Origin of the sequence: Collinsella sp. HCP28S3_B9 (genome assembly GCF_052066095.1) — a bacterium.
GTDB lineage: Bacteria > Actinomycetota > Coriobacteriia > Coriobacteriales > Coriobacteriaceae > Collinsella.
Genome location: NZ_JBQHST010000021.1, coordinates 1 through 18,481 on the forward strand (window position 1 = coordinate 1; position 18,481 = coordinate 18,481).

Annotated in this window: 18 protein-coding genes and 1 tRNA gene; 2 read left to right on the forward strand and 17 right to left on the reverse strand. The window is 61.1% G+C overall.

Annotation, left to right across the window (positions count from 1 at the left end):
- The first annotated feature begins 112 nt into the window (after positions 1 to 112).
- Positions 113 to 580: a GntR family transcriptional regulator gene (locus tag ACTNBB_RS06195; RefSeq protein ID WP_441071048.1), complete on the forward strand. Its 468-nt coding sequence runs from the start codon at positions 113 to 115 to the stop codon at positions 578 to 580.
- Between the two features lie 21 nt (positions 581 to 601).
- On the opposite strand, the gene ACTNBB_RS06200 is transcribed toward ACTNBB_RS06195, so the two are convergent.
- From ACTNBB_RS06200 to ACTNBB_RS06250, 11 genes are all read right to left on the reverse strand, one after another.
- Positions 602 to 1,192, reverse strand: a complete 591-nt coding sequence (locus ACTNBB_RS06200; protein ID WP_441015576.1) for an N-acetyltransferase family protein — start codon at positions 1,190 to 1,192, stop codon at positions 602 to 604.
- A 77-nt stretch (positions 1,193 to 1,269) separates the two neighbouring features.
- Positions 1,270 to 2,295 (reverse strand): threonine aldolase family protein, encoded by a 1,026-nt coding sequence (locus ACTNBB_RS06205; protein ID WP_441057250.1) that lies wholly within the window; start codon positions 2,293 to 2,295, stop codon positions 1,270 to 1,272.
- A gap of 45 nt (positions 2,296 to 2,340) precedes the next feature.
- Positions 2,341 to 3,204, reverse strand: a complete 864-nt coding sequence (locus ACTNBB_RS06210; RefSeq protein WP_441042291.1) for a phosphatase PAP2 family protein — start codon at positions 3,202 to 3,204, stop codon at positions 2,341 to 2,343.
- 56 nt (positions 3,205 to 3,260) lie between these two features.
- Entirely contained in the window at positions 3,261 to 6,893 is a 3,633-nt protein-coding gene (gene mfd, locus ACTNBB_RS06215) for a transcription-repair coupling factor (protein WP_441057248.1), read from the reverse strand.
- A 185-nt stretch (positions 6,894 to 7,078) separates the two neighbouring features.
- Positions 7,079 to 8,125, reverse strand: a complete 1,047-nt coding sequence (locus ACTNBB_RS06220) for a zinc-ribbon domain-containing protein (protein WP_441057246.1) — start codon at positions 8,123 to 8,125, stop codon at positions 7,079 to 7,081.
- Between the two features lie 118 nt (positions 8,126 to 8,243).
- Positions 8,244 to 8,909, reverse strand: coding sequence for an endonuclease III (gene nth, locus ACTNBB_RS06225; RefSeq protein WP_441057244.1), 666 nt, complete (start codon positions 8,907 to 8,909; stop codon positions 8,244 to 8,246).
- A gap of 63 nt (positions 8,910 to 8,972) precedes the next feature.
- Positions 8,973 to 10,775: an ABC transporter ATP-binding protein gene (locus ACTNBB_RS06230; RefSeq protein ID WP_427793967.1), complete on the reverse strand. Its 1,803-nt coding sequence runs from the start codon at positions 10,773 to 10,775 to the stop codon at positions 8,973 to 8,975.
- A gap of 127 nt (positions 10,776 to 10,902) precedes the next feature.
- On the reverse strand, positions 10,903 to 12,258 hold the full coding sequence (locus ACTNBB_RS06235; RefSeq protein WP_441057242.1) for a DNA recombination protein RmuC: 1,356 nt from the start codon (positions 12,256 to 12,258) through the stop codon (positions 10,903 to 10,905).
- Between the two features lie 51 nt (positions 12,259 to 12,309).
- A complete protein-coding gene (locus ACTNBB_RS06240) occupies positions 12,310 to 12,873 on the reverse strand; it encodes a hypothetical protein (RefSeq protein ID WP_427719501.1) in 564 nt (187 codons plus the stop codon).
- Entirely contained in the window at positions 12,870 to 13,370 is a 501-nt protein-coding gene (locus ACTNBB_RS06245; RefSeq protein ID WP_441057240.1) for a DUF6036 family nucleotidyltransferase, read from the reverse strand. The genes ACTNBB_RS06240 and ACTNBB_RS06245 overlap by 4 nt, the downstream gene beginning before the upstream one ends.
- A 153-nt stretch (positions 13,371 to 13,523) precedes the next feature.
- Positions 13,524 to 13,946 (reverse strand): hypothetical protein, encoded by a 423-nt coding sequence (locus ACTNBB_RS06250; RefSeq protein ID WP_154518493.1) that lies wholly within the window; start codon positions 13,944 to 13,946, stop codon positions 13,524 to 13,526.
- 26 nt (positions 13,947 to 13,972) lie between these two features.
- Between ACTNBB_RS06250 and ACTNBB_RS06255 the strand changes: the two genes are divergently transcribed.
- The gene (locus ACTNBB_RS06255; protein ID WP_441057238.1) at positions 13,973 to 14,158 is read left to right on the forward strand and encodes a hypothetical protein; all 186 of its coding nucleotides are present in this window, start codon (positions 13,973 to 13,975) and stop codon (positions 14,156 to 14,158) included.
- Between the two features lie 144 nt (positions 14,159 to 14,302).
- Here the strand turns inward: ACTNBB_RS06255 and rbr are convergent, their stop codons facing one another.
- The 6 genes from rbr to ACTNBB_RS06285 all read right to left on the reverse strand — a co-directional run bounded on the left by rbr (position 14,303) and on the right by ACTNBB_RS06285 (position 18,473).
- Entirely contained in the window at positions 14,303 to 14,842 is a 540-nt protein-coding gene (gene rbr / locus ACTNBB_RS06260; protein WP_154518486.1) for a rubrerythrin, read from the reverse strand.
- 113 nt (positions 14,843 to 14,955) lie between these two features.
- Positions 14,956 to 15,861 carry an adenine glycosylase gene (locus ACTNBB_RS06265; RefSeq protein ID WP_441057236.1) on the reverse strand — a complete coding sequence of 302 codons (906 nt, stop codon included), beginning with the start codon at positions 15,859 to 15,861 and terminating at the stop codon, positions 14,956 to 14,958.
- A gap of 21 nt (positions 15,862 to 15,882) precedes the next feature.
- Complete coding sequence (locus ACTNBB_RS06270; protein WP_154518481.1) at positions 15,883 to 16,368, reverse strand: RrF2 family transcriptional regulator; 486 nt, start codon at positions 16,366 to 16,368, stop codon at positions 15,883 to 15,885.
- Between the two features lie 340 nt (positions 16,369 to 16,708).
- Positions 16,709 to 16,786: transfer RNA gene (locus ACTNBB_RS06275), tRNA-Asp, on the reverse strand.
- A 409-nt stretch (positions 16,787 to 17,195) separates the two neighbouring features.
- Entirely contained in the window at positions 17,196 to 17,663 is a 468-nt protein-coding gene (locus ACTNBB_RS06280) for a YfcE family phosphodiesterase (protein WP_427719507.1), read from the reverse strand.
- A 93-nt stretch (positions 17,664 to 17,756) separates the two neighbouring features.
- Positions 17,757 to 18,473, reverse strand: a complete 717-nt coding sequence (locus ACTNBB_RS06285; protein ID WP_154518646.1) for a LytR/AlgR family response regulator transcription factor — start codon at positions 18,471 to 18,473, stop codon at positions 17,757 to 17,759.
- Between the last annotated feature and the right edge of the window lie 8 nt (positions 18,474 to 18,481).

Genomic DNA, 18,481 nt, shown 5'->3' on the forward strand with positions numbered 1-18,481 from the left:
CGCCCGAGCCCCCCCGACTTTTTGTGTGGGTTTTGTGGGGGGGGGGGCGGGGGCCGGGGGGGGGGGGGGCGTTTGGGGCCCCCCCCCCCCCCCCCTCCACGAGAACAACCTGGTGTTTTCGAGCTATACCAAGCAGGTCGAAGGCCAGGGCATGAAGCCCACCACGCGCACCGTGGACTCGGGCTTTGCCAAGGCGGCCGGCAGCATAGCTAAGTTCTTTGACGCCGCCGTGGGCAGCAAGCTCGTCAAACTTGTCCGCCTGCGCTACCTGGACGACGCGCCGCTGTGCCTGGAGACCACCTACCTGCCGCCAAGCTTCGAGACGCTCATCGATCGCGATATCAACGGCTCGCTCTACGCCACGCTGCGACAGGAGTTCCATCGCGCACCGGCACAGGGGCATAAGACCTTTGAGGTGTGCTATGCCTCGCAAAACGAGGCGTTTTTGCTCAACGTTGAGCGCGGACAGGCGCTGATCCTGATCACCGACTACGTCTACGACACCGACGGCCGACCGCTCCATGTCTCCAAGCGCATCCAACGCACCGACCGCGCCAAATACATCGAACCCATCGGCTAACCTGCCAAAATAAACCTGTCCCTAAATGGTAGGTTTGGGGAGGTCGGGGAACCAGGTTGGTTTGGGTTGGTTGGGCGTGCGCTCGGCTAGGACCAACTCCATCCAACACATGTCGTACCAGCGACCGAACTTTTGGGCGCAGCGATCGAAGGTGCCCACCAGGCGATATCCCATATGGGCATGGAAATCCTGGCTGTTGTGCGTCAGGTACTCGTCGTCCTTGTCGTGCGGCACGGCGATGAGCGCGCACATGTTGGTGATGCCCATCGCGATCAGGCATTGCTTGAGCGCATCGTGCAGCTTGCGGCCCAGCCCGCCGTGGCGCACATCGCGCGCCAGGTAGATCGACGTCTCGACCGACCAGTCGTATGCCTCGCGGCTGTTGAGCGGGCTCACATAGGCATAGCCTACCGGACGCCCGTCCAGCTCCATCACCAAATACGGGTAGCGCTTGAGCGTACGCTCGATACGCCCGGCGAACTCCTCAACGCTCGGCACCTCGTATTCGCAGGTAATCGCCGTATGGCGCACATACGGCTCATAGATGGCAAGCAACGCCGGCGCATCGTCGGGCGTCGCCAGGCGAATCGTCGGCTCGGACATTTCGGTCATACAACCCTTCCCCCTCAAAACAAAGGCTGCCCTGCGCCAAGCTCAGGCGCAGGGCAGCCCCTTGTCACCACATCAGGCTACAGGACAGCCGCCAACGCGTCGATGTCCTCCTGCGTCGTGGCCCAGCTGGTACAAAAGCGCACCACCGTGTGGGTCTCGTCGTACTTTTCCCAGTACTCAATCGAGGCATGCTCGCGAATGCGGCCCATGTCCTCGTTGGGCAGAATCACAAACTGCTGGTTGGTCGGCGTCTCCAAAAAGAACTGGTAGCCGCGCTCGTGCAGCACGCGACGAAGCGCCTGAGCGGTCTCGATCGCCTGGCGACCAATCTCAAAATACAGGCCGTCGGTAAAAAGAGCCTCGAACTGCACGCCCGTCAGGCGGCCTTTGGCAAGCAGCGCGCCATGCTGCTTGATACGCGGAATGGGATGCGCCGGGGCGTGCACACCGCAGAACACCACAGCCTCGCCGCAGAGCGCGCCGCACTTGGTACCGCCGATGTAGAACACATCGCACAGCTGCGCCAGCTCGGGCAGGGTGATGTCGCATTCATCGGCCGCCAGCGCATAGGCCAGGCGAGCACCGTCCACAAACAGCGGAATCTCGCGCTTCTGGCACACTGCGTGAATCGCCGCGAGCTCGGCCTTGGAGTACAGCGTGCCGTACTCGGTCGATAGGCTCACGTACACGGCACCCGGGAACACCGTGTGCTCGTAGCTCTCGTTTTCGTAGAACACCTGGATATAGTTCTCAAGGTCCTCGGCGTGCATCTTGCCCTCGTAGCCGGGGATGGTGAGCACCTTGTGGCCGCCAAACTCGATGGCGCCCGCCTCGTGGCAGGCGACGTGGCCAGTCTCGGCAGCAACGACGCCCTCGTACGGCGCGAGCAGCATGTCGATCACCGTCGCGTTGGCCTGCGTGCCGCCCACCAGAAAAAACACGTCGGCATCGGGGGCCTGACAGGCCTCGCGGATAAGCTGCTTGGCACGCTCGGTATGCGCATCGGTACCGTATCCGGGCTGCGGCTCCATATTGGTGTCGACGAGCGCCTGCAGCACCGCCGGGTGTGCGCCGTGGGAATAATCGTTGTTAAACGCGAGCATGGCAATCCTCTCTTACCGGGTATCGGCCAGATGATTCAAACGGAGCTATTGTACGCCGCTGGGATAGGCAATGCGCGCGGCAAGGCACTCAAGTGCCAGCACCAGAGCAAAACCGCAGCTCACATCACTCAAAAAGTGCGCTCCGATCACGATGCGGCCAAACGCGACGAACGCGACAACCACAGCCGCCGTCCAAAAGACCACACGACGGCGCGACGGCTTTTCCTTAAAGGCCGCTGCGGGAAGCCCGGCGAGCATAAGGCCGATCGCCGCGTGCGCCGCGTGTCCGCTCGCAAACGACTTAAAGCCGTCCTTGACTACACCGGCGGCAATATAGGCCCGCTTGTCGGGGTTGCCGATCACCCACCACGGCTGAAACTCGAGCCCCGGCGTCACCTCGACCACGCGCATGCGCGGGCGCGACCACAGCGGCTTGACGATCACGTTAAGGATGATGGCCTGAGCGACCCACACGGCAAGCACCATGAGCGCCCAGCGTGTGAGCTCGTCGGGCTCGGTCGTGCGCGTGAGGCGATAGACGATAAGGTTGGCGACGATGGCCAGCACAAACGTCAGCACCAACTGAGCCGCGATGAGTTTGCCGCCAACCCTCAGGGACGAAACGATCTCGTAGCCGGTCAGGCCAACATTGACGAGGATGCCGAGCACGGCGAGCCATTTGCTCCCCCTGGAGTCGGGACGCACCGCACGCACGAGCATAACGCCCGCGACGCTCGCCGTCAGCTCAAACGGCAGCTCGCCGGCCGCCTCGATAAAGCGGCCGTACACGCTGCCGATGTTGAACAGCGCGCTCGAGATCTGATAATCGAAGAAACTGCCCACGCCCAGGCAGAGGGCAAGGATAACCGCGATAGCAGCGGCATCTTTCTTATAGATGTACCCGAACATGCTTTCCTTTCGATGGAACCAGATTGCCCAAATGGGGCGTTTACGGCGTCGACCCGTTAGTCATCGTCGGACGTGCCCAGCTGCTGCAGCAGCATGAGTGCCGCGGCCACGGGGCCGGTGCCGTCGTTGGCGTCGAGACCGCGACCCAGGCCGCTGCCCGCGCCGGCGCCCGCCTTGTAGGGCACCGACAGTTTGCGGCTCTTGGGGAAGTTCACCGCTCCATAGCGGGTCTTAAGCTCATAGGCCACCTTCTTGGGAACGTCGACGCCCAAAAACGTGATGCGACCGCCGCTGAGCGTAACGCTCTCGAGCCCCAGGCGCTCGCCGCGAATGCGGATTCGCGCGCGATTGAACAGGTTGAGTCCCGCCAACGGCAGCTCGCCATGCGCGGCCTCGGTCTCTTCCTGCACCTCGTCGATGCTCTCCAGGTCCCCGGCCGCCGCAAGCTTACGGTATACGAGCACGCGCTGATCCACCGCCGGCAGGTACTCCTCGGACAAGAAGTAGTCGGCCGGCAGGTTGATGCCCACGCTCGCCGCCTCCACACCGGCATCGTCGTCGCCACGCGCCTCGGCCACGGCCTGACCCAGCATCTGCGTAAACAGGTCAAAGCCCACGCTCGACAGATTGCCGTGCTGCTCGGCGCCCATGAGCGAGCCGGCGCCGCGAATCTCCAGGTCGCGCATGGCGATACGCATGCCGCTGCCCAGGTCCTGGAACTCGGAGAGTGCGGTCAGGCGTGCCGTAGCCTCCTCGGTGAGCGGCAGCTCGCCCGGGAACATAAAGTACGCGTAGGCTTGCGTGGCAGAACGGCCCACGCGGCCCTTGAGCTGGTAGAGCTGCGCCAGACCCAAGCGCTGCGAATCCTCGATGATCAGCGTGTTGGCGGTCGCGTTGTCGATGCCGCTCTCCACGATGGTCGTGGCGATGAGCACGTCGATCTTTTTGGTCGCGAACTCGATCATCACGTCCTCGACCTCGCGCGGGCTCATCTTGCCGTGCGCCACGCCCACGCGCGCCTCGGGCGCGGCCTCGTGCACGCGCGCCACGGCGTCGTCGATGGTCTTGACGCGGTTGGACACGTAGTACACCTGGCCGCCGCGGCCCACCTCCAGGCGAATCGCCGCGCTCACCACGTCGGGGTCGTACTCCCCCACGTGCACGATCACGGGGCGGCGCCCGGTCGGTGGCGTGGTGATCAGGCTCATGTCGCGCACGCCGCTCGTGGCCATCTGCATGGTTCGCGGAATAGGCGTTGCCGAAAGCGTGAGCACGTCAATCTGCTCGCGCAGGTTTTTGAGCTGCTCCTTGTGCTGCACGCCAAAGCGCTGCTCCTCGTCGATGATCACCAAACCCAGGTTCTTGGGGTTCACATCGGCCGAAAGCAGGCGGTGCGTGCCGATGAGCACGTCGATCGTGCCCTCGGCAAACGCCTTGAGCGCGCGCTTCTGCTGCGCCGGCGTGCGAAAGCGGCTGAGCACCTCGACCTCGAGGCCAAACGGGGCAAAGCGCTCAAAGAAGGTCTCGTAGTGCTGTTGGGCCAGAATGGTCGTGGGGCAGAGCACCATGACCTGACGGCCGGAGTCCACGCACTTAAACGCCGCGCGCAGGGCGACCTCGGTCTTGCCAAAGCCCACGTCGCCGCAGAGCAGGCGGTCCATGGGCTTGGGCGCCTCCATGTCGGCCTTAATATCGGCGATGGCCTCCAGCTGGTCGCGCGTCTCGTCGTAAGGAAAGCTCTCCTCCATCTCGATCTGCTCGGGCGTGTCGGGCGGGCAGGCGATACCGGTAATCGAAGAACGGCGCGTATACAGATCGACCAGGTCAAACGCCAGCTTTTTGGCGTTCTTGCGCGCCTTGTTGGTGGCACGCGTCCAGTCGGCGGTGTTGAGCCTAGTCAGGCGCGGCTTGTCGCCGTCGGGACCAACATAGCGCGTGATGCGGTCGACCTGCTCGAGCGGCACGTAGAGCTTGTCGCCGTCGGCATATTCCAGCAAAAAGTAGTCGCGCTCCTTGCCGCCCACTTCCTGGCGCGCGATCTCGCTAAAGAGCGCGATGCCGTGGGTAGCGTGCACCACGTAGTCGCCCGGCTTAAACGGAAACGTAATCTGCGTAATGTCCACCTTGCGACGGCTGCGCACGCGGTTGGCGTCCATGCGGGCATTGAGATCGGCGATCGAGAACACGGCTAGGTTGGCATCGGGCACCACCACGCCCTGCGGCAGGGCAGCATCCACAAAGGTCACGCGTCCGCGCGAGATGGTGGGTACGGCAGCACCGGCGGCAGCCTGGGCGGCGCCCGCCTCGAGCGAGCGGGCGTTGAGTGCGTCGACGCGGCGCTCGCGGATCGAGGCATGGGCCTCCTGGCGGACAGCACGGTCGGCAGAATCTGCCGCTGCCACGCGTACGCGCTCGCCAATAACGCCGGCGTTTTCGGGGGCGGTCGTCAGCGACTCCTCAAAGGTAATGCCCTCGTCGCCAAAGGTGAGCTCCATCGACTCGCGCGCTCCGCGGTCGGGAATGGCAAACACGCAGGCATAGCGCTTGCCCACGACTTCCTGAACGCGCGTCATAAAGCGGTTGTCCGAGCCTGCGATAGCCGGCTGCTCAATCTTGAGCTCTGCCGTAACCGCACCGCCGGCGCGGATCAGGCTCACGTAGTTCAGGCGCTGCTGAGCACCAAAGTCGAGCTGCTGGGCGCGCACGTACAGGCCGTCCAAGCGGTCAATCCCCGCCTCGCCGGCGCGCGCCTCGATATCCTCGTAGGCACGCAGGCAGTCGTCGAACAGCGAGCGCGGCTCGGACAGAACCACAAGCGCCTTGCCGCTCACGTGCGCCAACGGGCTCACGGTCTGGCCGTACATCACCGGCAAAAAGCGGTCGAGCTCGGGTGTGACGATACGCGCATCAACCATCTCGAGCAGTGCCGCCAGCTTGCTGTCGCTCTGGCTTGCGCGATAGAGCGCCACGTGCATGTTGTGAACGGCTTCGTCGGTAAGCGCCAGCTCGCGGCACGGGAAGATCTCGATGCTGTCCTCGTTGCCGATGGTTTGGCCCGTAGAGCTCACCATACGGCGAATGCGATCAATTTCGTCGCCAAAGAACTCAATGCGCACGGGCCCTTTCTCTTGTGCGGGGAATACCTCGACGGTGTCGCCGTGCACGCGGAACAGGCCGGGTGCGTCGGCGGCGCCGGCATTGGTGTAGCCCATGCCCACCAGGCGCTGCGGCACTTCGTCAAAAGGAATCTCCTCGCCCACCGCAAAGGTCGTGGACTCCCAGTAGCGGCTCTCGACTGGCGGCACGCAACGCAGCAATGCACGGGCCGAGGCAACCATGATGCAGTTGTCCCCGCGCACGATGCGCCCCAGAGCCTCGCAGCGCTGCGCCACCACGGCATCGTCGGGCGCCTGCTCGCGCCACGGATAGTCCTTGCGCTCGGGAAAGCGGCACACGTGCGCCAGGCCCACGTAGGCGGCCAGGCTGCGCGCGGCGCGATCGGCCGCGTCCTCGCCGCTCACAATGTAGACCGTAGGGCGCGGGCGGCGCGCAAACTGAGCAGCCGCCATAAGCGTGCGGCCCGACTGCGACACGGCCAGCGTCACATCCTCGCCGGCGTCGAGCCCGGCCTCGACGGTCTGCAAGGCCTCGGCAGTGTAGAGCTGCGCGGCTATACGGTGAATGAGCATGCTGTTCCTCCGGCATCGCAACGCCAAAAGCCCGCCGGGGCAAGCTCGGCGGGTCGTGCGTCAAAGATCATTGTTTGTCATGGTAGCGCATGGAGAGGACTCCAGCTCAAGCGTACGCCCAGCCCCGCAAAAAACGCCAGACGGACGAGCCGCTTGGCGTTATCAGAGTGAGCCATACGCCGAGCCTAATCGTAGACGCCCATTTTAAGCAGTGTGAAGGTCGGAGCGCCGTCACCCTGCGCGACGCGGACCGTACAAGTCTCGGTACGGCCCCTAGATGCGTCCGCTTGAATTGCAGCGATGAACTGATCCTTTGGCAGGCCGTAGGTGCTCTCGGGGATGTCGGAAGGAAGTAACGAACCGCCAGCACTGTAGACCTCATAGGTGAGCTCGTAGATGTTATCGCCAAGGTCAGTCGCGCCCGTAACGATGGCACACGCTGGGTTGTAATTTCCCTGGCCGTATTCCTGCTTCAAATACAGGTACCCGTCATGTGCTTCGGCCGAATCAGGAATCGCCTGCCCCTCCGGCGTTCTGTCATACGTCATATCGGCATCGGAAAGCGTCAGGCCCGTCAAGCGGCTGAGTTCCCTATTGACCACATCAGTCGCCATACGCTGGCGATTACCGTTGTCATAGTCGCCTTTCTCGATTCGATACGGCGCGTTGTCAATAAAATGGCACCAGATAAACTTGACCAGCTTATATTTCTCGTCATCCGAAAGCCCATCAGTCGAATCGAAAGTACCCGTCTGATACCAGTCCCGATCGAAGTGCCCCTCCGTAAAGTTCGACAGAAACAGGTTTGCGGCGGCATAGGTTGCCTGGTCATTGAGGTCGACCTTTACGCTGCTGCCCGTCTGCTCGGGCCCTTCCGCCTCGTCCTCGTCGGCGGCAGGCTTCTTCTTGGCGCTTCCCTGGTCCTCATGCTCGGCCGAACCCTCGTCGGACCCCAGCACCGTAATCTGCGACGAGTTGCCCTGCCCAAGCGGACCCAGTACGCCGGTCAGCGCCAGGGCGGCACCGCCGGCAACGAGCACGCCCGCCACGCACATGCCGACAATCACCGCGCGCTTATGCGACTTCTTCTGCACGGGAGGCATCCCTGCCGCCGGCATCGGTGCGGGCTCGGCGGGCGCGGCAGCCGGGGAGGCAGCGCCGATGCGCGCCCCGCAGTTCGTGCAATATTCAGTTCCATCGGGCATCTCGGAACCACACTTGGTGCAAAACATATTCGAGCATCCCCTCACAACAAACGGCATCTGTCGCCATCATATTGAGCCTTCGCGGCCCAAATGTGTTGCGCAACATTGGCCACAGCCTTCGGACGCCGGCAAAACGCGGTAGTCCCTACCCCGTCACGCGCACGCTGGGGCACAAATCCGCCAGCGGGCACTCGTCGCACTTGGGCTTACGGGCGTCGCAGATCTCGCGGCCAAAGGTGATCCACTGGTGGTTGACCGACTCCCAATACTCGTGCGGCAAGATCTTGAGCAGATCCTGCTCGGTCTTGAGCGGCTCCTTGGCATGCGTCTTGGGGCTCAGCATCAGACGGTGCGCGATGCGGTTGACGTGCGTATCGACCGCGATGCCCTCGACAATGCCAAACCCAACGTTGAGCACGATGTTCGCCGTCTTGCGCCCAACGCCCGGCAGCTTGACAAGCTCCTTCATGTCGGCCGGCACCTCGCCGCCGTAATCGGCGACAATCATCTGTGCGGCCTCCACGGCGTGCTTGGCTTTGCTCTTATAGAAGCCGAGCGACTTAATGGTATCTGCCACATCGGCAACGCTCGCCCCCGCCATGGCCTCGGGCGTGGGCCACTGGGCAAACAGCTTCGGCGTCACCTTGTTGACCTGCGCGTCGGTCGTCTGCGCCGAGAGCAACACCGCTATGAGCAGCCTATAGGGATTCTCGTGGTCCAAAAAACACTCAACCGGGCCATAGCGACGGTTAAGGCGCTCGCACACCTCAACGGCGCGCTCGCGTTTGGCGGCATTGGTCTCGCGTGGCATAACGACTCCTCGGATCAGCGGCATAACTTACCTATGGGCACGATTGTCCCACGTATGGGGTCTTTACGCCTCCAAAAATGCGCCGGTCTGGCGGCCCCACAAGCTCGCATACTCGCCGCCTGCCTCGACAAGCTGCGCATGCGTACCGTCCTCGACAATCTCGCCGTCCGCCAGCACCACGATGCGGTCGAGCGCCGCCACGGTGGACAGGCGATGTGCCACCACAATAGAGGTGCGGCCGCGCATCAGGTTCTCAAGCGCCTCCTGCACCAGCGCCTCGGACTCACTGTCCAGGGCAGAGGTCGCCTCGTCGAGCACCAGAATCGGCGCGTCGGTGAGGATGGCACGGGCGATGGCCACGCGCTGGCGTTGGCCGCCCGAAAGCTTAACGCCGCGCTCGCCCACCATGGTGTCAAAGCCCCGGGGCAGGCGGTCGATAAACTCCAGGGCATTGGCCAAGCGGGCCGCCTCGCGGATCTGTTCGTCGGTGGCATCGGGGCGGCCGTAGGCGATGTTCTCGCGAATTGAGCGGTGAAACAGCAGTGCCTCCTGCGGCACGTAGGCAACCTGGCGGCGCAGGCTCTGCTGCGTGCAGCGCGAGACATCCTGACCGTCCACGAGTACGCGACCGCCCTGTACGTCGTCCAGGCGCAGCAGCAGCTTGGTGAGCGTCGTCTTGCCCGAGCCCGATTTGCCCACCAGGCCCACGCGCTGGCCCGCCGCCACATGGAGCGTCAGGTCGTCGAACACGCTCTCGCCCGCCGCGGCGTCACGGTATGCAAAGCTCAGGTGCTCAAAATCAATCGCGCCCTCGCCCACCTTGAGCTCGGGAGCGTTCTCGTCGTCTGCCACCAGACGCGGCTCGTCCAGCACGCGCGTCATCTCGGCCGCATCGCCCAGCGCGCGGTTGATGCGCTGCATCATGGAGCTTACGTAGTTCAGGCGCATGGTGAGGTTGTACGTATAGGTAAAGATCATGACAAGCGAGCCGGCCGAGATGCCAAACCACGCGTTGCCGCCCGCGACGAACACGCTCACCACAGCCATGGTGATGACGATAAGGCCCGAGGTCGTAAAGTTGCGCTGCATCATGGCGTGCATCGAAACCGTTTCGGCGTCGCGCGCGGCGCGGTCGGCAGCATCGAACAGGTCGCGCTCAAAGTCTTCGCGCCCGCAGGTCTTGACGGCCAGGATGTTCGTAACCGCGTCGGACAGCACGCCCGACAGTTTGTTCTGCGCGGCGGACGTCGCGGCCGAAAGCGGCATGATGCGCTTATACATGAGCCAGACAAACGCAATGTAGACGACCATAATGCCCACCAGGATCACGGTAAACGTCGGCACCACCGGAGCGAGCGCCGCCACCGTGCAGACAACCGAGGTGACAGTGGGAATGAGCGAATACACCGTCACGTCCACCAGCCCCGTGTAGCCGCTCATAAAACGGCTTGTCTGGCTCACAAGCGATCCGCCAAAACGGCTGGTGTGAAATGTCATGGATTGATTGGAGAGCGTGTCGAAGCACAGGCGCGCCAAGTGATAGTTACCCGCAATCTCGAGCTTGTAGACGGTGTAGTCCTGCAGCTTGGAGAGGATCTGGCCTACCAGGTTAACGAGCACGAGCGCCAGAATGTAGGGGCCAAAGACCTCAAACACCCGGTCGCCCGCCACGGGGCCGGCCTGGACGCGGTCGACGATAAGGGCCATCACGTAGGTGTTGGCAAACGTGAGCAAAAAGATGTAGCCCGCCGACGAGAGCACCGAGAGAAAGACGATCAGCGGCTGCGTGCGCGTAACGTCCCAGAAACGCTGTAGCGTGCGGCGCACGGTTGAGCGTTTGAGCGGACTGGTGCTTCTCTGTGACATGGGCTTCCTTTCACATATGGCGGGGCTAAACGTCATTGTTGCATACTAAAGCGCACTTCAGGCAAGCACGATGCGAAAAGCAGCGGGGCGCCCGCGTTTGCGCCGGTGCCCCACCGTCTTGTTGTAATTATTCCTCGTCTTCTTGGTCTGTGAGAAGGCCCGCGGGCGTGAGTCCCAAGATCTCATCAGCTTGGTCGGCGTCTTCCAGCGCGTCGATGTCCTTGAGTTTGCGCTCCATGACGTTGGTGCGCGTGGTGATGATGCCCTCGACCGTCTTTCCCGCGGTCTCGATTTGCTGCTGGGCGCGGCGCAGCGCCGCCTGATAGCGCGGCAGCTCGGCCTTGACGGCAGAAAGCACGCGCAGCACGTCATCGGTGCGTTTTTGCAGCCTAAACGTCTGGTAGCTCATCTGTAGACTGTTAAGGATAGCCGCCATGGTGCTGGGACCGGCAACGTTGACGTGATAGTCGCGGCCCAGGGTCTCGATAAGTCCCGGACGACTGACAACCTCGGCGTACAGCCCCTCAAACGGCACGAACATAATGCCAAAGTTGGTCGTTGCCGGCACACTCAGGTACTTTTCGCAGATGTCCTTGGCCTCGCGCTTGACCATGGCATCGAGCGTCTTACGCGCAGCGGCGACGGCCTCAGCGTCACCCGACTCCTGGGCGTCGAGCAGATGCTCGTACGCATCGCCCGGGAATTTGGAGTCGATCGGCAGCAGCACGGGATCGTCCTCGTCTACCGGCAGCTTGACGGCAAACTCAACGCGCTCCGAGGCACCGGGCTTGGTGGCGACGTTTTCCAGATACTGGTCGGGTGTAAGGATGTCCGCCAGGATTGCACCCAGCTGCACCTCGCCCAAAATGCCACGCGCCTTTACGTTGCCCAGCACGCGCTTAAGGTCGCCCACGCCGGTGGCGATGGACTGCATGTCGCCCAGGCCCTTGTACACGGCCTCGAGCTGGTCGCTCACCTGCTTAAACGATGCCGACAGGCGATCGTTGAGCGTGCGGGAGAGCTTCTCGTCCACCGTCGCGCGCATCTGATCGAGTTGCACGTTGTTATCTTTGCGGATAGCACCCAGCTGGGCATCGACCGTCTCGCGCACCTTGTCCAGGCGGTGCTCGATGCCCTCGCGGTTGGCACCGAGTTGTTGGGCCGTCTCGCGGCGCAGGTCATCCATCCGGTCACCAGCTTGCGAAAACTCGCGTGCGATGTTCAGGTAACGTTGCTGCTCCACGGCCGCATCTGTCGTCTGCTGCTGCGCGATGGCATTGGCCGTGCGGCGGGTTTCTGCCAGCGCGACGTTCAGGGCATCGAGCGCGTTGTTGGCCTGCTCGAGTGCCGCCATCGCCTCCGCACCGCCATCGCCGCGCTCTCGCAGCTCGGCGCGAAGGCCCTTGAGCTGCAGGGCGCAAGCCACAGCCACTCCTACCGTTACCAAGGCGATCACGACCAGCACAATATCAACAGCAGACATAGACTCCGCCCAACAAACCCAATCGATCATCAATCAAAACCGCGATCAATCTTACCCCGCCACACGCACCGGGCGCCCGGCCCCTTCTTGGGCGCCCCTCTCCTCCGCATATTCCATAATGCGGCGCGCCGTCTCCCTGCTCACCTTTGAGTCATCGCCGGCTAAGTATGCGTACACGTTTCCCTTATTCAGATTCAAATCGCGGCAGAGACCGTAGCGCGTTACGCCCGATTCCCCTAGCGCTCCCAACGTTCTTTTTCGCATCAGAGCGTTGATCCTTCTGTCCGCCACTGGCTTTTCCTTCACCGCTCTATACGCACGCCAAACGTTGGCATAACGATTAGGGAGTTTGTCCTCGGCGCATAGAGATGCCAGGCTACCCGTTTGGGCGTACAAGGACAAAACGCCTCGGTAACCCTCTTCCATCCACGAACCCTCGGATAAGCCCAGAACGTATTCGGCTTTACCCTGCGCCAAAGCGAGCAAAAACAGGGGCTCCGCCACGCGCGGCGCAACCGTCGTCGCCTGCTTAACCAGTTTTCTAAAACTGAGCGACTGCTGTCCGGATAGCTCTCGGCAATAGCCTTTTAAGAATCCCTCAAAGGTCAGATTCAACCGAGCACCTCCTTTTTGTATTGCCTGTATGCGCAGACCATCTCTTGATAACTCCGCTCCGAAGGCGACGACGCCAGCGCCTCGCCCTCGTCGAATATAAGCCGTTCGAGCAGTCCCCAATCAAGTCGGTCGACGAATGCCTGGCTATGAAGATCGACGATGTCGTTCGGACGGTAGGCATAGAGCTTCATTACCGCTAGGTCTTCCAAGGATGGCGTAAAGTACCTGATAAAACGCGCCCCAATATCCAAGGGAATCAAACGATCTTCGTAATTGAATGGCATCTGATTACAATATGCCGCCACCATACCATTCACCTCGGGATATCGAGCTATGATCTCGCGGAGGCACCTGTCTGCCTCAAACACATCAATGTCATGTGTAACCGACCGATTCGTCACATCGTTAAGCATGAAGGCGCTCCCTCCCACCAATACAACGCTCGGTCTATCGTCTCTTGGACCTATTTCCAGCTCCGCCTCTTCGTCAATATCCAAAAGAGTCTGCTCTAAATCCTGCTTATGTATAGCAAATCCTATTATTAATTATCATCAATAATACTATTTAGTCGCACGACAGGACCCAAAGGATGCAAGAATTCTACTCGTGGCGATAATCCCTGCACCCTAGAAGTCCTAATGTGACAAACGCTAACTCTCCCAGCCGGCGCGGATGGTTGTTACGACATCGCCCAGGCGCTGGCCGAGAGCTGTTAAATGTTGGAGCACTTCGCTGGGCGAGGCGCCGTTGAGAATGCACGTGAGGGCATATGAGGCCAAGAAGATTGCCGCGAGTCCCAACGGGATCAGCACGATCATCGCCAGCGTACGCAGGCGCTGGGCCCAGCGACGGCGACGCGCACGACGCTTGTCGAACGCAAGCTCCTGCGCATATGAATCTTGCTGTACGGAATAGGCTCCTGGGTCCACCTCACCCGCAGACGATACCGCGGGCGCGGCGTTTTGCGCAGGAGGCTGGACGGCCGCCCCTTGCATTTGCATCTCCATAAGCCGCTGCTGTTGGCGCAGCATGCGCTCGGCTTGTTGCTGCGGGGTCTCAAGAAACAGATCCATGTTGGCCTCCTCAATAGGAGCATTCGATGCTTGCGCCCAGCATCCCGCACCATCGCGGCCGCGGCAACGAAATCCGCGGCAATAGCCGCAAAGATTCTTTTGTCAGAAAACTGTCGAAAAGTTCAACAACTCCCCTACCAGCACTTTCTTTGAGCTTTTTTCGCCATCAATCTTTTGCCCTTTTGCCCTTGCACCATCCGACCAAAACCTAACCAAAAGCTTGACGGAAATTGTGTAAACAGGGACCCCAAAAAAAACGGGGCCCCCCCCATCCGGGCCCCCACGCAAACTTCTTATCAGCTTTTCTGTAGCGAGCACGCGACGGCCCGAAGCCGGAGCGCAGCCAGCGCCACGCGCTAGTAGTTCACCACCTGCTCCTCAAAGTACGCCTTGGGATGGTTGCAAACCGGGCACACCTCGGGCGCCTTGGCACCAACATGCAGGTGCCCGCAGTTCAGGCACTTCCACACCTTTACGCCCTCGCGCTCAAACACCTCGCCCGATTCAATGCGCTCGACGAGCTTGTTATAGCGCTCCTCGTGAGCCTTCTCGACAGCGCCAACGCCACGGAACTTCGCGGCAATCTCGGCAAAACCCTCCTCTTCGGCGGTCTTGGCGAACTCGTCATACATCGTGGTCCACTCGTAGTTCTCGCCCGCGGCGGCATCGCGCAGGTTGTCCAGCGTATCCGGAACAGCACCGTCGTGCAGGTACTTAAACCACAGCTTGGCATGCTCGGACTCGTTGCCCGCCGTCTCGGCAAAGATATTCGAAATCTGAACGTAGCCGTCCTTTTTGGCCTTGGATGCATAGTAACGATACTTGGTGTGCGCCTGGGACTCACCGGCAAAAGCGGTCTCGAGGTTCTTCTTGGTTTGAGAATTCTCAAAATCCATAGGTGTACTTCCCTTCAATACGCGCCGCCCACAGACTTTGAGCGGCATTGCCTTTAGGATACCCTCATGCCGAGAATCTAAACCTTACTATCCTGTTCTGCAAATTCATTTCATCACACACTCAGCCAGCGCTCGCCTTCGGCACGACAAAAGCCTTCGCGCTCCAGGTCGGCAAGAATGCCCGCAATAAAATCGCAACCAACCGGTTCGCGACCCGCTGCGGCCTCCATCTTGTTAACGCCTGCAACAGCTTCAACAAGCGTTATGCCCGCCGGCTGTCCGTCGCGAGCTGCAAGCAGCATGCGCACGATATGGGCACGCTTTTGCCGACGCGAGCCCTCAAACTTGGACTGGCGGCTGTAGCCCGCCGAGCGCCTAGACGGATTGGGCAGCGTCTTTTTAAGATACGCGCCGTAATCCAGCAGCGCGTAATACCACGCGCGCGGCGTATCGGCATCGTCGAGCGGCACGGCAAAGGGAGCGACCTCATCCGCCGCCGCACCGGGCGCCGCCGGGCAGGCCGCCTGGATCAACGGCACTAGCTCGCGATCGGGAACAGACGGAACGTCAGGAAAAAAGTGATGCAGAAAGACCGTGCGCACATTGGTCTCCAGGTACACTCCCGGAAGATCAAACGCAAACGACCGAATGCCCTGCGCCGTTGCGGGCCCAATACCGGGCAGCGCGACCAGGTCGCATGTATCACGCGGAAACTCCCCATCCCAGTCCTCCACGAGTCGCTGCGCGGCCTTATGGAGCGCCAAAGCACGGCGGTTGTAGCCCATGCCCTGCCAAGCGTCCAAAACATCAGAAGGAGCGGCCTGGGCGAGAGAATGCACGGTCGGAAAGCGGTCGAGCCATGCCGGCATGCGCATCTCTACGCGTGGAACCTGCGTCTGCTGCAGCATGACCTCGGAAAGCCAGATGATGTACGGGTCGCGTGTGCGGCGCCACGGAAGGTCGCGATAACGCAGAACCCCTTCCGAACGAATCATCGAACGAAAGGGGTCCTGAATCATAGCTATGCTCCTTATGCGGCGCTACTCCTCCCGGCAAGCACACGCGCAAACGGCATACTCGGGAAAGGCGTCGCGGTCGGCGAACTTGGGATCGACGGCGGGGAACTGGCGGCGAGCGACGACATCGTCCAGCGAAACGGAATCGAGGTAGTCACGCATCAGCGCCTGAGCCCCAGCCCACAGGGGATGATAGCAGCACGTGCCCCTGCGCGCACAGTCGCCATCGAGTGCCGTGCAATCATTCATAACCATAGGGCCTTGAACGGCCTCGACGACCTGACGGATAGTGACCTCGCTCGGGTTGACCTTAAGACGCATACCGCCGTGGACGCCACGCAGGCTCTCCACAATACCGGCCTGAACCAAACCGTGTTGGATCGAACGGGCAAACGAATACGGAACATTGACCTCTTCGGCAGCAGTGCGAACAGAAAGCAACCGCTCCGGCTCCTCGGCAAGCATCGCAAGCATGCGGAGGGCATAATCAGTCTTCCTCGATATGTCCATGTTTCCCCTTTCAAGGAATACGAACAGCTCGAACGGGCTTCGGGGCCGAGCTTACGTCGAGACGCTAAATAACCGCCGGGACAACCAAATAGTGAATTAGATGTCCGCTGAAGGTCGGATCCAAAGCAAATTGCATCAGATTAGGCCTGCAGTGGAATTTAGTATAACCTAACCCCCTGTTTCATTGAACGAGTGTTGCGCAACAAACCCCCCTTGTTTAAACCGATATACTTAATTCTTTTCCGCATCTCGGAAACAAGGAGCTGAATGAAAGGGACGGCCGAGCGGTTGTCCTATTTAACGCAAAAAGCCACGTCCGAAGACGTGGCTTTAATTGCGTTGGCGGGAAGTACGGGGCTCGAACCCGCGACCTCCGACGTGACAGGCCGGCGCTCTAACCAAACTGAGCTAACTCCCCAGGCAGTCGTTCGCGTTTGTTTCCGCTCGCGTGCGCTGCGGGGATTAGTATACACAGAAGTCTGTTCGCCGCGCAACAACTTTTTTGAAAATATTTTTTGGGTCCCTCCGGGAGGGTCTCCGGGGCCGGCTGGCGCGGGTTAAGTTTGCTGCTCTACAGTCCTGCGCAAGACGGAAAGCACATTAAGTGCTTTCCTTTGCGTGCGGAACTCGCGACAAACGTAACCCGCGCCAGCCGGCCCCGGAGACCCTCCCTGCCGTCACTTTGTTCGAAGACTTTGTTGCTCGCCGCTTCGCGGCTCGGGACCCCCGTTCTCCTGGGCGGGTTGCCTGATGGTTGTTGTTGAACTTCGGCCTTTGGCTCAAAGATAAACGGGAGATGCAATCTGCATCCCCCGTTTTTGTTGCGTTTACTCTAGGTCAATAAATTTGGTGCTGAGAATCTTGCCGTCCTTGACGAGCATTCTGGCCATGGTGGGGCCCCGGGTACCCCTGGGGTAGCTGGCGCTGCCTGGGTTGAGGACCAAGCAGCGGCCCACCTGGGCCTCTTTGGTTACGTGAGTGTGACCGTTGATGGCTACGTCTACGGATCCCACCGGGAGGTCCTCGCGGTAGTGGGCTACGGCAAACTTAAGGCCCTCGTAGCTAAAGAGCGCCAGACGGTCCACTTCGGGGCCGTAATCACGGTAGTAGTCGTTATTGCCCAGAACCGCTCGCACAGGGGCAATGGTTCGCAGATGTTCGTAGTCCATCTCCGACGTAAGATCGCCGGCATGGATAATCAGGTCCGCGCCGCTCAACTCATCTAAAAGCGCGGGCGACAGATAACCGTGGGTGTCCGAGATGATGTCGATACGCTTGGCGCTTGCACTGTTCATGGGATCCCTTCCGCAAACGATTTGGTGCATTCATACAAAAAGCCCCGCGGCTCCGCAGACGATTTTGGTCTACAGGGCTGCGGAGCCGGTGTGCTAGAGGCTCAGGGCCTTCTTGAGCGGTACGACGCGACGGCGCGAAACCGGTACGCGTTCGTCGACGCCCGTAATGCCCAGCTGGATAGCGCCCGAGGGAACCGTCTCGACGTCGGTAACACACGCCAAGTTAACGATATAGCGGCGGTGAACGCGGAAGAAGCCAAAATCACAAAGCTTGGCCTCGAACTGTGCCAGCGAGGTCGTCGACAAAAAACGATCGTCGACGGTATAGATACAGGAGTAATCGTCCTTGGCCATAATGAAGCGAATGTCGTCCACGGGGATGAGCACCTTGCGGCCGCCCTTCTCCACCGGGATGCGCTCGATGGTCACCTTGCTGTCCGCAACGGGCTTCGTGCGCTGCATGACCTTCTCGATTGCACGATCCAGGCGGGCTTCCTCTACCGGCTTCATCAGATAGTCGACGGCATCCACATCAAACGCCTCAACCGCATGATCGCTGTACGCGGTCACAAACACGATCGCCGGCGGATTCTTAAGCTTATGCAGCGCCTCGGCAAGTTGCAGACCCGAAGCGCCAGGCATCGAAATATCGAGGAACACGACATCAACGCGACTCTCCATAAGCATCTCGATGGCGGAGCGAACGCTCGACGCTTCTGTGATCGTGCCGATCTTGCCCGTCTGCTCGAGCAAGAAGCGAAGTTCCGAACGGGCCGGTGCCTCATCATCCACAATCATCGCACGCAGCATGGGGATAA

What these genes read in the sequence shown, in the direction of transcription:
- rbr (WP_154518486.1), bottom strand. Translation starts at nt 14,842, where the DNA reads ATGGATTTTGAGAATTCTCAAACCAAGAAGAACCTCGAGACCGCTTTT.
- ACTNBB_RS06255 (WP_441057238.1), top strand. Translation starts at nt 13,973, where the DNA reads ATGCTTGCGCCCAGCATCCCGCACCATCGCGGCCGCGGCAACGAAATC.
- ACTNBB_RS06250 (WP_154518493.1), bottom strand. Translation starts at nt 13,946, where the DNA reads ATGGATCTGTTTCTTGAGACCCCGCAGCAACAAGCCGAGCGCATGCTG.
- nth (WP_441057244.1), bottom strand. Translation starts at nt 8,909, where the DNA reads ATGCCACGCGAGACCAATGCCGCCAAACGCGAGCGCGCCGTTGAGGTG.
- ACTNBB_RS06280 (WP_427719507.1), bottom strand. Translation starts at nt 17,663, where the DNA reads ATGAACAGTGCAAGCGCCAAGCGTATCGACATCATCTCGGACACCCAC.
- ACTNBB_RS06205 (WP_441057250.1), bottom strand. Translation starts at nt 2,295, where the DNA reads ATGCTCGCGTTTAACAACGATTATTCCCACGGCGCACACCCGGCGGTG.
- ACTNBB_RS06270 (WP_154518481.1), bottom strand. Translation starts at nt 16,368, where the DNA reads ATGGACATATCGAGGAAGACTGATTATGCCCTCCGCATGCTTGCGATG.
- ACTNBB_RS06220 (WP_441057246.1), bottom strand. Translation starts at nt 8,125, where the DNA reads ATGTTTTGCACCAAGTGTGGTTCCGAGATGCCCGATGGAACTGAATAT.
- ACTNBB_RS06230 (WP_427793967.1), bottom strand. Translation starts at nt 10,775, where the DNA reads ATGTCACAGAGAAGCACCAGTCCGCTCAAACGCTCAACCGTGCGCCGC.
- ACTNBB_RS06235 (WP_441057242.1), bottom strand. Translation starts at nt 12,258, where the DNA reads ATGTCTGCTGTTGATATTGTGCTGGTCGTGATCGCCTTGGTAACGGTA.
- ACTNBB_RS06285 (WP_154518646.1), bottom strand. Translation starts at nt 18,473, where the DNA reads ATGCTGCGTGCGATGATTGTGGATGATGAGGCACCGGCCCGTTCGGAA.
- mfd (WP_441057248.1), bottom strand. Translation starts at nt 6,893, where the DNA reads ATGCTCATTCACCGTATAGCCGCGCAGCTCTACACTGCCGAGGCCTTG.
- ACTNBB_RS06200 (WP_441015576.1), bottom strand. Translation starts at nt 1,192, where the DNA reads ATGACCGAAATGTCCGAGCCGACGATTCGCCTGGCGACGCCCGACGAT.
- ACTNBB_RS06265 (WP_441057236.1), bottom strand. Translation starts at nt 15,861, where the DNA reads ATGATTCAGGACCCCTTTCGTTCGATGATTCGTTCGGAAGGGGTTCTG.
- ACTNBB_RS06210 (WP_441042291.1), bottom strand. Translation starts at nt 3,204, where the DNA reads ATGTTCGGGTACATCTATAAGAAAGATGCCGCTGCTATCGCGGTTATC.